Annotated in this window: 12 protein-coding genes and 1 pseudogene; 7 read left to right on the top strand and 6 right to left on the bottom strand. The window is 58.9% G+C overall.

The annotated features are described in order from the left end of the window. Window positions 1-35: 35 nt before the first annotated feature. The gene (locus ACP7B3_RS03865) at window positions 36-1,082 is read right to left on the bottom strand and encodes an aldo/keto reductase (RefSeq protein ID WP_426177968.1); all 1,047 of its coding nucleotides are present in this window, start codon (window positions 1,080-1,082) and stop codon (window positions 36-38) included. Window positions 1,083-1,239: 157 nt separating this feature from the next. Between ACP7B3_RS03865 and ACP7B3_RS03860 the strand changes: the two genes are divergently transcribed. The 4 genes and pseudogenes from ACP7B3_RS03860 to ACP7B3_RS03845 form a co-directional block, all read left to right on the top strand. Continuing rightward, window positions 1,240-1,956, top strand: a complete 717-nt coding sequence (locus ACP7B3_RS03860) for a helix-turn-helix transcriptional regulator (protein ID WP_145165712.1) — start codon at window positions 1,240-1,242, stop codon at window positions 1,954-1,956. A 51-nt stretch (window positions 1,957-2,007) separates the two neighbouring features. Further along, on the top strand, window positions 2,008-2,343 hold the full coding sequence (locus ACP7B3_RS03855) for a nuclear transport factor 2 family protein (RefSeq protein WP_404483108.1): 336 nt from the start codon (window positions 2,008-2,010) through the stop codon (window positions 2,341-2,343). A gap of 15 nt (window positions 2,344-2,358) precedes the next feature. Further along, on the top strand, window positions 2,359-3,465 hold the full coding sequence (zapE, locus tag ACP7B3_RS03850) for a cell division protein ZapE (RefSeq protein WP_426177966.1): 1,107 nt from the start codon (window positions 2,359-2,361) through the stop codon (window positions 3,463-3,465). Between the two features lie 104 nt (window positions 3,466-3,569). Next, window positions 3,570-3,765, top strand: a pseudogene (locus ACP7B3_RS03845) (GNAT family N-acetyltransferase); the annotation flags it as partial. Window positions 3,766-3,866: 101 nt separating this feature from the next. On the opposite strand, the gene ACP7B3_RS03840 reads toward ACP7B3_RS03845, so the two are convergent. From ACP7B3_RS03840 to ACP7B3_RS03825, 4 genes are all read right to left on the bottom strand, one after another. After that, window positions 3,867-4,088, bottom strand: a complete 222-nt coding sequence (locus ACP7B3_RS03840; protein WP_145165709.1) for a hypothetical protein — start codon at window positions 4,086-4,088, stop codon at window positions 3,867-3,869. Between the two features lie 143 nt (window positions 4,089-4,231). Next, window positions 4,232-6,469, bottom strand: a complete 2,238-nt coding sequence (locus ACP7B3_RS03835) for a TonB-dependent siderophore receptor (RefSeq protein WP_426177963.1) — start codon at window positions 6,467-6,469, stop codon at window positions 4,232-4,234. A gap of 128 nt (window positions 6,470-6,597) precedes the next feature. Then, a complete protein-coding gene (locus ACP7B3_RS03830; protein WP_426177961.1) occupies window positions 6,598-8,340 on the bottom strand; it encodes a phosphoethanolamine transferase CptA in 1,743 nt (580 codons plus the stop codon). A 151-nt stretch (window positions 8,341-8,491) separates the two neighbouring features. Next, a complete protein-coding gene (locus tag ACP7B3_RS03825; RefSeq protein ID WP_404483104.1) occupies window positions 8,492-8,668 on the bottom strand; it encodes a DUF6026 family protein in 177 nt (58 codons plus the stop codon). A 268-nt stretch (window positions 8,669-8,936) separates the two neighbouring features. On the opposite strand from ACP7B3_RS03825, the gene gnd reads away from it, so the two are divergent. Genes gnd through ACP7B3_RS03810 form a run of 3 tightly spaced genes read left to right on the top strand, consistent with a single transcriptional unit; the run spans window position 8,937 to window position 12,261 of the window. After that, window positions 8,937-9,920, top strand: a complete 984-nt coding sequence (gene gnd, locus ACP7B3_RS03820) for a phosphogluconate dehydrogenase (NAD(+)-dependent, decarboxylating) (protein WP_065906492.1) — start codon at window positions 8,937-8,939, stop codon at window positions 9,918-9,920. Further along, complete coding sequence (gene zwf / locus ACP7B3_RS03815; RefSeq protein WP_369303290.1) at window positions 9,917-11,440, top strand: glucose-6-phosphate dehydrogenase; 1,524 nt, start codon at window positions 9,917-9,919, stop codon at window positions 11,438-11,440. The genes gnd and zwf overlap by 4 nt, the downstream gene beginning before the upstream one ends. Beyond that, complete coding sequence (locus tag ACP7B3_RS03810) at window positions 11,437-12,261, top strand: HAD family hydrolase (RefSeq protein ID WP_426177958.1); 825 nt, start codon at window positions 11,437-11,439, stop codon at window positions 12,259-12,261. Before zwf ends, ACP7B3_RS03810 begins: the two co-directional genes overlap by 4 nt. A gap of 85 nt (window positions 12,262-12,346) precedes the next feature. Here the strand turns inward: ACP7B3_RS03810 and ACP7B3_RS03805 are convergent, their stop codons facing one another. Continuing rightward, window positions 12,347-12,607 carry a hypothetical protein gene (locus ACP7B3_RS03805; protein ID WP_106579746.1) on the bottom strand — a complete coding sequence of 87 codons (261 nt, stop codon included), beginning with the start codon at window positions 12,605-12,607 and terminating at the stop codon, window positions 12,347-12,349. Window positions 12,608-12,675: the final 68 nt, after the last annotated feature.

Genomic DNA, 12,675 nt, shown 5'->3' with positions numbered 1-12,675 from the left:
AAAAAAACGGCCTAAGCAGGCCGTTTTTTTTCGCCTCAGATAACGGGTGGGCGAGGGGCGTCCAAGCCGGTGTCGGTAGGGAAACGCTCGGCAATAATTGCGTGCGGAACGCCCAGCGGTAGGGCGCTGGCGCCATCCAGGCGGGTCACTTGTTCGGCCGAAAGTTGCACGTTCAGCGCACCCAGGGTTGCATCGAGCTGCGCGCGGGTGCGAGAGCCGAGGATCGGGATCAGCGCGGTGGTCGAGCGTCGGGCTTTTTCGCGCAGCCAGGCAATGGCGACGTGGGTTGGGCTGGCGTTGAGTTCGCCGGCGACTGCCAGCAGGGTGTCGAGTACGGCGGTTTCGCGGGCGCTCTTTTCCGAGTGGATCAGCATGCCCAGTTTGTTGGCGCGGTTGTCGTCCTGCGTTTCACGGTATTTGCCGGTGAGGAAACCACCGCCCAACGGCGACCACAGCGTGGCGCCCAGGCCCAACGCTTCGGCCATCGGCAGCAACTCGCGGTCGGCGCTGCGCTCGGCCAGGCTGTATTCCACCTGGACGCCGATGATCGGCGCGAAGCTGCGCACTTCGGCCAACAGATCCGCGCGGGCGATACGCCAGGCGGGAAAGTTGGAGAGGCCGGCGTAGTGGATCTTGCCGGCACGCACCAAGTCATCGAAGCCGCGCAGGATCTCTTCCATCGGCGTGACGTTATCGCTCATGTGCGCCCAGAGCAGGTCGATGCGGTCGGTGTTCAAGCGCTTGAGACTCTCCTCGACGGCACGCACCATGTTTTTGCGGTTGTTACCGAGCTTGAGCGTGCCTTCATCGGACGGCTGGGTGCGCAGGCTGTATTTGGTGGCGACCACCAGGTTGTCGCGCTCGGCGGCGATAAATTCCCCCAGCAGCTTTTCGGCCTGGCCGAACTGGTAGCCGTTGGCGGTATCCAGGAAGTTGCCTCCTGCTTCGAGGTAGCCATCGAAGATCTGCCTGGCTTCTTCGCGCTCGGCGCCATGGCCCCAACCTGTGCCGAAATTACCGGTGCCCAGGGCCAGTTCCGATACCTGCAGGCCGCTGCGGCGACCAAAGACTTTACTGCGCATACAAAGACTCCTGTGGGGTGATTTTTACATGTTCTGAAACATGTATTTAATATGATCTTCGTAATTTATTCGGTCAAGGGGCTTTTTTACTGCTGACGTTTTCTGACAGGAGGCTCTGTTAAGCTTCGGTACTTGTTCCTTTCTCGATGGGTTTGACGTGTCGCGTACCACACGATTGCTGACCTTGTTGCAGGCCCTGCGGGGCAAGAAACGCCCGGTGACGGCCGCCGTACTGGCGGCGCAACTGGAGGTGTCCGAGCGCACGCTGTATCGCGATATCGCTGAATTGACAGCGCTGGGGGCACCGATTTTTGGCGAGGCCGGAGTAGGGTACGTGTTGCGCAGCGGGCTGTTTCTGCCGCCATTAATGCTGAACGCCGAGGAAACCGAAGCGATCGTGCTGGGCCTGCGTTATGTCGATCAACGTGGCGACGACGTGCTGAGCCGCGCCGCGGCCAATGCGTTGGCGAAAATCGCCGATGTGCTTGATCCCGCCGCCCAGGAAGCATTGCGCAACCCCACGCTGTTGCCCGGCCCTCCGGGGTTCGGTTACCCGGAAAATCGCGTGCCGCTGAACGTGTTTCGCGAGGCGATCCGCAACCAGGCCAAGCTGCAAATCGATTACGCCGACGCCAGCCAAACCCAGAGCCAGCGCCTGATCTGGCCGCTGGCCCTGGGTTTTCTCAATGACGTGCGCGTGATTGTGGCGTGGTGCGAGTTGCGCGGCGCTTATCGCACCTTTCGCACTGACCGAGTGGCCGCAGCCGAAGCTCAGGGTGATCGCTACCCTGGCCGACGCAGTGACCTGTTGCGAGCCTGGCGCAAGCTGATGGAGCAGAACGAGTCCGCGCCGTTTACTCCTGACAAAAACTGACACAACCCTGGCTTAGCATGGCGTCATAAATCATTAAAAAGGAGCTGCGCCATGTCCATTCCTGAGTTGGCACCCGCGATTGTGGCCTACATCGCCGCGACCAATACTCGCAACACCTCAACCATTGCCGAATGTTTTGCCGACGATGCCAATGTGTTTGATGAGGGTGAGCATCAAGTCGGCACCGCCGCGATTGCGCGCTGGATGGAAGACACCGGGCGTCGTTATCAGCCTCGGGTTGAAGTGCTGAACGTGCAGCATCGCACCGGCAAAGTGTTGGTCAGCAATGTGGTTTCCGGTAATTTCCCCGGCAGCCCGCTGGAGCTGCGCTACACCTTTCGACTGAACGAGCAGGGCAAGATTTCGCGGCTGGATATCTCTGTGTAAGTCATACTGGCGCGCATGACTTTCGACTCGCCTCTCGCCGCTTATCAATACGCCACTACCCAGCCCGGTTTCGTGCCAGACGAGGCCCAGCGCCGGGCGGTTGAAGCCCTGCAACACTGCCACGAAGCCCTGCACCAGGGCCGCTCGCCAGTGACCGGTGTGTACCTATGGGGGCCGGTGGGGCGGGGCAAGACCTGGTTGATGGACCAGTTCTATCAAAGCTTGCGGGTGCCAGCACGCCGTCAGCATTTTCATCATTTCATGGGGTGGGTGCATCAGCGTCTGTTTCAACTCACGGGTATCCAGGACCCTCTGCAGGCGTTGGCCCGCGAGCTCAGTCAGCAAGTGCGCGTGCTGTGTTTTGACGAACTGTTCGTCAATGACATTGGCGATGCGATCATTCTCGGCCGTTTGTTCCAGGTCATGTTTGATCAGGGTGTGGTGATGGTCAGCACGTCCAATCAGCCGCCCGATCAGCTCTACGCCGACGGCTTCAACCGCGAGCGGTTTGTGCCCGGCATCGAGGCGATCAAACAGCACATGCAGGTGGTAGCGGTAGACGGTGGCGAAGATCATCGTTTGCATCCCGGCGTGGGGCTGCAGCGCTACTGGGTGAACCAGCCGGATGCGCTCGCGACGCTGTTCAAGCAATTAAGCGCAGGGCAGGCGGTGCGCAGCGGGCCAATCAGTGTCGGCTTGCGCTCGATTGTGGCGGTGCAATCCTGCGACACGGTGCTCTGGTGTCGTTACGCCGAGCTGTGCGAGCGGCCGCTGGCCGCCATGGACTTCATGCTGCTGTGTGATCGCTTCACGGCCATCCTGTTGGGTGACGTCCCCTGCTTGAGCGCGCAACAACGCCCGGCCCGAATCGCCCGTGGCACCGAAGACGCAGCCCAACGTGTGGTGGCCGGTGACCGCGAGCTGCCGCAGTTGTCGGTGCACGATGACAGTGTGCGACGTTTTATCGCCCTGGTGGACGAGTGCTATGACCGCAAGGTGCCCTTGTACATCGAAGCCCAGGTGCCGCTGGAAAGCCTCTACACCGAAGGCTACCTGGAGTTTCCGTTCCGCCGCACGCTCAGTCGCTTGCAGGAGATGCAACTGCAGCGCTTCGGGACCTAGGAGTTTTTTCGGAGTCTTTTCGCGCACGGCGCATCATCGAGGAAGCAAACGGACATCCCAGACACGCTGGTGCTGCAAGCCAGCTACACCAATGCGGTGCACGCCGACGCCTGGGCCTGAGTCAGAAAATGCTGCGAAAGGTCAGGGAAATCGCCCGGCAGCGTGGTTGCTGCAAGATCACCCTTGAAGTGCTCGAGGGTAATGACGTGGAACAGGCGGCGTATCGCAAGTTTGGTTTTGATGAATCGGATCTTTGATCCGGCACAGGGGCGCAGGCTGTTGTGGAACAAAGCGCTTTGATAAATAACGTGCAAAAAAAAGGCGCCATTAAATGGCGCCAAGTTAACCTTTGCCAACGGAGCGGGATGGCACAGGGCAATGCGGATTAACTAAGTATTAAATCAGCTATTGGGTTGCGGCTCTTCACTGGATTGTTCAACCGTGTGGGTCTTTACATTCTTGCCATCGGCAATCGCTGTTTGGTCTGTGGTGCCATGAGTCTTCTGTTGCATGAAGGTGAAGTTGTTATAGAACTCCTTCGATCGCTCTGAACCGCCTTCTGCGAAGGCTGCTACGGAAGTCAGGGTCATCAGGCTGGCAAGCATCAAGGTCGAAAGTTTCATAAGAGGTATCCCCATTAAGTGTGATCGGTATCCGCCTCGTCCGTGATCAGATTCATGGGGCGATTGTGGGGCGATCTTATTAAGTGGGAATTAACGGCTTGGGGCCCCGAAGTTAACGATTTTGTTAACTTCGGGTCAGCGATTTAAAGCTTCCAGTCCAGTGCAAGCGTGACGGATCGCGGGTCGCCCCAATACACACCATTATAAAAGCCGACACGTTCGTAATACTTTTTATCAAATAGATTGTTAATGTTAAGCGACGCTGAAACATGTTCGTCAAATTGGTAGCGCGACATCAGGTTGACCACGGTGTAGGCCTGTTGGGTGATTTTGGTGCTCTCAGTGTTCAGGTAGCCGTTCTCGTCGCGGCCGCCTGTTGGTCGGTCAGCGAAATCGTAAAAATCGCTCTGCCAATTAACCGCGCCGCCCACCGTCAACCCGCGCCACTCACCCGGCAGGCGATAGGCCGTCGAGATTTTCAGCAGATTGAGCGGCAGGTTGGTGTTGTTGCGCTGCTTGTCACCATTCGTCGAGTGGGTATAGGTATAACCCGCAGACAGATTCCAGTCCGGCATGACTTCACCTGACACCTCAACTTCAAAGCCCTGCACCTTGTTGCCTTTGCCGCTGGCGGTGTAGAACTGCTCGCGGCTGATCGGGTCCGGCGCGGCGTTGTTGTCCAGTTCGGCCACGTTATCCTGGGTGCTCCAGAAATACGCCGTCGCCAGGTTCAGGCGTTCGTTCAACAGGCTGCCTTTGAGGCCTATTTCATAGTTGCTGCCCACCACCGGCTCCAAATACTTCTTGCTGGAATCCCGCGCGGTTTGCGGGTTGAAAATATCGGTGTAGCTGGCGTACACGGTGTATTCGGGTGTGAGGTCGTAAAGCAGGCCAGCGTAAGGCGTCCACATGTCGTTGTGGGTCTGGCGGGTTTTAGTGGATTGGGTCAGTTGGTTATCGGTGTTGTATTCAGGTGAGACGCTTTCGATTTCCCAACTCCCATAGCGGCTGCCCAATACGGCATGCAGCCGGTCGGTCAGGCTCAGGCGTGTGGCGAGGTAACCCGCCTTCTGTTTTCGGCTGCTGTGCTCGCCCTTGAGGTCAGTGGTGCGGTCCGGGAACTTGGCGATGCCACTCATGTGTCGCCAATCTTTGATGTCCGTGTAGCCCTGGGGATTATTGACGCGCTGAAAAGGCGCCGTATCGCGCTGTTCGGATTCGCCGTACCCAACCATCAATTCATGCTCGCGCCCCAGCAGTGAATAAGAACCGGCGATATTCAAATCCACCACGTCCATTTTCGATGTGCCGACCATCTGGTTGGTCCAGGCCGTCATGCCGCTGCCATCCGGATTGGGAAAGCCGGCGCCGCCGTAATACACCTTGCCGTCCGTGTCGCTTTGGCGATGGGTGTAGGCAGCTTTCAGGTGCCAGTCTGCAGACAGCTTATGCTCGATGGAGGCAAAGGTGGTTTTGTCTTTAAGCGGCCAGGAGCTCCAGTCGGTCGCCAGGTTGGCGGAGCGCGACAGCCGAGCCTTGCTGCCATCGCTGTTCCAATAGGGCAGGGTGCCCCAGGAGCTGCCCTGCACATGCTTGTTCTGGTAGTCCAAACCCACGGCGACAACGGTGTTGTCCGTCAGGTCGGCTTCGAGGATGCCGTAGCCCACTTCCCGTTGCATCGCATAGCTGTCGCGAAAGGACTGGCTGTCACGGTACGCCAGCACGGTGCGGCCACGCAGTCGCCCGTCAAACGCCAGTGGGCCGCCTACATCGATATAGCTGTAGTAGTTGTCATGGCTGGCACCGCTGACGCCGGTTTTGGCTTGCCACTCAGTGGTGGGGCGCTTGCGGATCATGTTCACGGTGGCAGAAGGGTCGCCCGCCCCGGTCGTCAGGCCGGTGGCGCCGCGCACAACCTCGATGCGGTCGTAGATGATGGTGTCGGCGTCGGACTTCATGCGGCCAAAGGTATTGAGCATGCCGTCGATCTGGAAGTTACTGATCGAGTAGCCGCGGGAAGAGTAACTCGCCCGGTCCGAATCCAGGTGCTGCACCGTAACGCCGGTGGTCTGGCGCAAGGCATCGGTGAGGGTATTGAGATTGAAGTCATCCATCTGCTGGCGGCTGATCACCGAAATGGATTGCGGGGTTTCCTTGATGGACAGGTTCAGCTTGGTGGCGGTGCTCATCGAGCCGGTGGTGTAAGCCCCGGTGTGCTCGGTAGTGGTGCCCAGGCCTTCGGCGGTAATGCTGGTCGCACCCAGTTCGTAGGCTTTGGCCGGCAGGTGTTCGGGGTCGGTATCAGCCATCAGCTCCGGGCTTGCAACGGCGCCGAACAGGCCAAAGGTGAGGGTCATGGAACGGGTAAAAGGCGCGAACATCGCAGCAGACTCCTTGTCGTCTTCGATGCCACCCCGGAAAGGGAAGGCATGGCTCAAAGACGAAAGGAGCGGGGGAACTTTAGGCTCAAACGAGAATGATTGTTATCTTTGTGTTACAAAGCCGGTGACTACTTGACCACCACTTCGGCGGCATCGACCTTCTTCGGCTTGATCAAGCTGAAATCGATAAGGCCTTTTTTCTGTCCTATATACGGGTCGCCAATCATCCGCGGGCGCGCCTTGAAGCTGTCATTGACCAGGCTTTTGCTGCGGTCCCATTCATCAAAGCTCAGCCCGGCCATGTCCGCCCAGGTGTGAATCAGTTGCGAGCTGCTGTAAGGGCGTTGCAGGTCGCTGGCGAAACTCCAGTCGTGGGTTTCGCGCCACTTCGGCGAGGCGTACGCCATGAACGGAATGGTGTACATCGGTGCCGTCGGCTTGCCTTCGTTGCGCCCCAGCGTGCCATGGCCGGCCGAGTCGAATACGTCTTCGCCGTGGTCCGACAGGTACAGCAGGAAGCCGTTGGGGTCGGTCTTGGCGTAGTCCTTGATCAGGCTCGACACCACGAAGTCGTTGTAAAGCACCGCGTTGTCGTAGCTGTTGTAAGTGGGCAACTGTTGGTCGCTGATGCCTAGCGGTACGCCCTGACGATCGGTGAATTTGTCAAAGGTCGGCGGATAACGGTACTGGTAGCTCATGTGGGTGCCCAGCAGGTGGACCACGATGAACTTACGCTCGGTGGGGTCGGCCAGGGCCTTGGCGAACGGTGCCAGCACGTCGCCGTCGTACTGGCGGGCGTTCTGGTTGCGGTTGTTATTGAGGTACACCTGCTCGTCGGCCTGTTCGGAAAAGGTCGTGAGCATGGTGTTGCGCTTGGTCATCGTCTGCTGGTTGGTGATCCAGTAGGTTTTGTAGCCAGCCTGTTTCATCACGCTGACAATCGACGGTGTCTTGAGGTACAGGTCAGGGTTTTCTTCGTCGGCAAAGGTTAGCACCTGTTGCAGCGCTTCAATCGTATAGGGGCGCGGCGTGATGACGTTATCGAAGACCGCCAGTTGGTCGCGCAGCTTGTCCAGTTCCGGCGTGGTATTGCGCGGGTAGCCGTAAAGGCTCATGCGCTGGCGGTTGGTGGACTCACCGATTACCAGGACCAGGGTCGACGGCTGGCCGGCCATGCTGTCCTTGAGGTTCTTCAAGGGCGGGATCTGACTGGCGCTCGTGAGCATGCCTTGCATGCTGTTCAGCTGCTCGGTGTAGCGTCGATAGGCGACGATCATCTGCCACGGCACAGCGGGCTCGACCCGCGACTCGAAGCCATCGATGGCCAGTTCCATGGTGGGGTTGGTTGCAATCTGTTTCACCAACGGATAACCGACCACCGCCAGGACAATCGCGGTGGCCGCGAGAATCGACTGACCGCGCGGCAGGTAAACCGGGCGCAGGCGGGTCCACAGGAAAATCGCCAGGGCAGTGTGGGCAATGAACGCCAGCACGATCCACCAGGCAAAGTATTGAGTGGCGTATTCGCCAGCTTCAGAGATGTTCGACTCGAACATGATGAAGATGACGCTTTGGGAAAATTCCTGCTGGTAAATGAAGAAATAACCCAGGCTGGCCATGGAGCAAGCCCACAGCACAACGCCGATCAAGGCGGCGAGCAGGCGCGTACGGCGCGGGAACAGCAGCATGGGCGCGAGCCAGAACGCACTCAGGAAGAAGGCTTGGCGAAAACCGCTGAAGCCGGAAGTGCCGGTCAGCTGGATCAGCAGTTGGGTAATACCCGAGAAATACCAGAAAAACAGAAACAACCAGCCAAGGCCGGCCCAATCAAAGCCTTTCGCAGACTTCGTGCTGCGTTTGAACATCGCCATCCAGCGCTCCAACCCGATAATTGCCAGTTGCCGCGCAGGAATACGCGCAGCAGAGGGCTACCGCATGTGGGTGGCCCTATTCGGCGGGAGTATCGGGAGGAGGATGTGAAAACTTCGTGAGTTATTCCTGAACGCTTCGTTCAGCCCACGTTCAGCAAAGTGCGGGCTGAGGCCCGGACGTTTGATTGATTTGCGCCTGAAGGTGTGAGCGCAGGCGCAGGACTTCCTGCTGCAGCTGATCGCGCTCGTCTTTCAACTGGCGCAGTTCGTCGCGACGGACGGTGACATAGAGGGTCTGTGGCGGGCGCATCGTCTGTGCTGTGCTCATTGCTTACCTCGCAAATAGCCGGTAGATCGCGGTGCCGGAACGCTTAATCGAGGTCCTCGGCAACAGTCGCAGCGATTCTGAATTCTTTTTTGAATCAATGGAACTTTTTTATTTTTGATGGTCGCTGTGACTTTTGCGGCCGTGATGCTGAAACGATGGCCTTTTTTTGTCATGAAACTACAAGGATCCGCTCTGGACTAACCCTCATTAGCCTCATTGCGCTATAAACTATGTCACACATTTATTTAGCAGTTAGGAGCATCAGCACATGCAACTGGGGATTATCGGACTAGGCCGCATGGGCGGTAACATTGCGCGGCGCCTGATGCTCAATGGGCATACCACCGTTGTATACGACCGTAACGAAGCATTCGTCAAAGGCTTGAGCGAGGAGGGCGCCACAGGCGTTGCCGACTTGAAGGCCTTGGTAGCCGGGCTGCAAAAGCCTCGCGCCATCTGGGTCATGCTGCCTGCAGGCGACCCGACCGAAAACACCATCAATGAACTCAGTGAGCTGCTTGAAGACGGTGACGTGATCATCGACGGCGGCAACACCAACTATAAAGACGACGTACGTCGCGCTAAAGCCCTGTCGGAAAAAGGCCTGCACTATGTCGACGTCGGCACCTCCGGCGGCGTCTGGGGCCTGGAGCGTGGCTACTGCATGATGATCGGTGGCGACGCCGAGACTGTACAGCGCCTCGACCCGATCTTCGCCAGCCTGGCCCCGGGCCTGGGCAATATCCCTCGCACCAAGGACCGTTCCGCCTCGGCTGACAGCCGTGCCGAGCATGGCTATATCCATGCGGGTCCAGCGGGCTCCGGGCACTTTGTGAAGATGATTCACAACGGCATCGAGTACGGAATGATGCAGGCCTTCGCCGAAGGCTTCGACATCCTCAAGACCAAAAACTCGGAAAACCTGCCGGAAGATCAGCGCTTTGATCTCAACGTTGCTGACATCGCCGAAGTCTGGCGCCGTGGCAGCGTGGTCTCGTCCTGGTTGCTGGACCTGACCGCCGACGCCCTGGCCACCGATCCAAAGCTGGACGGCTACTCAGGTTCCGTGGCCGACAGTGGCGAAGGCCGCTGGACCATCGAAGCGGCCATGGAGCAAGCGGTGCCGGTACCGGTGCTGTCCACCTCGCTGTTCGCTCGCTTCCGTTCCCGTCAGCAGAGCACCTACGGTGACAAAATGCTGTCTGCCATGCGCTTCGGCTTTGGCGGCCATGTGGAGACTTCCAAAAAATGACCGCCAACGGCAAGAAACCCAAGGCCGAACCTGCTCCGCCCACCACGCTCTTTCTGTTTGGCGCCCATGGCGACCTGGTCAAGCGCCTGCTCATGCCGGCGCTGTACAACCTGAGTCGTGACGGGCTGCTGGGCGAAGGCCTGCGCATTGTGGGCGTTGATCACAACGCCATCAGTGATGCCGACTTCGCCAAGAAACTCGAGGACTTCATCCGCACCGAGGCCGCAAGCAAGGTCAAGGGCAATGCCGAAAACGCCCTCGACCCAGAGTTGTGGGCTCAGTTGGCCAAGGGCATCAGCTACGTCGAGGGCGATTTCCTCGACGACAGCACCTACGCCGACATCGGCAAGAAGATCGCCGACAGCGGCACCGGTAATGCGGTGTTCTACCTGGCGACTGCGCCGCGCTTCTTCAGTGAAGTGGTGCAGCGCCTGGGCAGCGCCGGCTTGCTTAATGAAACCGACGACGGCTTCCGTCGTGTCGTGATCGAAAAACCCTTCGGTTCCGACCTCGCCACCGCCGAAGCGCTGAACGCGTGCCTGCTCAAGGTAATGAGCGAGAAGCAGATCTACCGCATCGACCATTACCTGGGCAAGGAAACGGTGCAGAACATTCTGATCAGCCGTTTCTCCAACGTGCTGTTTGAAGCGTTCTGGAACAACCATTACATCGACCACGTGCAAATCACCGCGGCCGAGACCGTCGGCGTAGAAACCCGCGGAAATTTCTTCGAAAAAACCGGCACCCTGCGCGACATGGTGCCCAACCACCTGTTCCAGTTGCTCGCAATGGTAGCCATGGAGCCGCCGGCGGCGTTTGGTGCCGATGCGGTGCGTGGTGAAAAAGCCAAGGTCGTCGGCGCCATCCGGCCCTGGTCGTTGGAAGACGCGCGGGCCAACTCGGTACGCGGTCAGTACACCGCTGGCGAGATCGCCGGCAAGGCGCTTCCCGGCTACCGCGAAGAAGCCAACGTCGCGCCCGACAGCAGCACCGAGACGTTCGTTGCCCTCAAGGTGATGATCGACAACTGGCGCTGGGTCGGCGTGCCGTTCTACTTGCGCACCGGCAAGCGCATGAGCATTCGCGACACCGAAATCGTGATCTGCTTCAAGCACGCGCCGTATGCGCAGTTCCGCGATACCGAAGTGGATGAGCTCAAGCCCACCTACCTTAAAATCCAGATCCAGCCCAATGAAGGCATGTGGTTCGACCTGCTGGCCAAAAAGCCTGGGCCAACCCTGGAGATGGCCAATATCGAATTGGGTTTTGACTACAAAGACTTTTTCGAGATGCAGCCGTCGACGGGTTACGAAACCCTGATCTACGACTGCATGACCGGTGACCAGACCCTGTTCCAGCGCGCTGACAACATCGAAAACGGCTGGCGTGCGGTGCAGCCGTTCCTTGACGCCTGGAAAGAGGACGATGGCATCCAGGCTTATAAGGCCGGTGAAGATGGTCCGGCAGCGGCCGATGCCTTGCTGGCCCGCGATGGCCGTACCTGGCATAGCCTGGGATGAATGATGCCGCGATCCATCCCATCCGATTTGTCCTGAGCGATATGGACGGGACGCTGTTGCGTCCCGACCACACGCCCAGTCAGCGCACCATTGATACAGTGCGCGCCATGCGCGACGCCGGCGTGTTCTTCAGCCTGGCCAGCGGGCGGCCGCCCAAGGCCATGATGCAGATGATCGAAACGTTCGGCATCGATGTGCCGGTGGCAGGCTTTAACGGCGGCACGTTGATCAACCCCGATGGCAGCGTGCTGCTGGCCCACCATCTGCCGGCGGAGGCGGCGCTGGTCACGTTGGCGCTGTTCTCCGGGCAGCCGGACGTCGAAGTCTGGCTGTTTGCCGATGGCGAATGGCTGCGGCGTGATCCGCCCGGGCCGATGGTAGCGGTTGAAGCCGCTGGCCTGGGGTATGGGCCACTGGTCGTGGAGAGTTTTGAGCCGTACCTGGATCGGGTCGACAAGATTGTCGCGGCCAGTCGCAATGCTGAGTTGCTGATAGAGCTGGAAGCGCAGTTGCAGCCCAAGGTTCAGGGGCTGGCCCATGTGTCGCGTTCGCAACCGATTTACCTGGACGTAACAGCGATGCAGGCCAACAAGGGTGATGCCTTGAAAGCCCTGGCTGCACACCTGGGTGTACCGCTTGAGCAGACAGCCGCCATTGGCGACGGCGGCAACGACCCGGCGATGTTTCACGTCGCCGGTTTGTCGATTGCCATGGGCCAGGCAGAAGAGGCCGTCAAACGTCAGGCCAGCGTCGTCACCGGCAGCAATGTCGAGGATGGTGCTGCACAAGCGTTAGAGCGGTTTATTCTGGCGGCGCGATAAGCGCCGTCACTGGCCAACGCAGATGCACTGAACTTCCGATCATTGTTTTTACATGAGGGCAATGATCGGAAGTTGCTGTGTTGTCTTACTTGGGCATTGCCCAGGACTGCAACTTATAACCATCTTTGTCGAGTTCGGCGCGAGCCTGTAACAACAAATCTTCCAACTGAGCCGGGTCGGTATAGGCGCTCGAGGACAGCTGTTTGCTGCCAATACGCGTGTTGGTGCGGTCGATGACGCTCAGGCTGAGGGCGCCATTGCCATCGTGCCAGGCCACGCACTGAAAGGGCTGAAAAGCACGGTCTGCGATCAAAAGAGCTTCGTTGATGCGGAGCGGGGCGTTCATGTGAGTCTTCTCTCTAATGCCCATTCAAGTGAGTGCCGTCGGTTGGGCGAGCCAGACGGCGAGTTACT

Source organism: Pseudomonas sp. TWRC1-2 (assembly GCF_049896685.1).
GTDB lineage: Bacteria > Pseudomonadota > Gammaproteobacteria > Pseudomonadales > Pseudomonadaceae > Aquipseudomonas.
The sequence above is the reverse complement of the archived record's forward strand: the minus strand, read 5'-3'. Positions and strand labels throughout refer to the sequence as shown.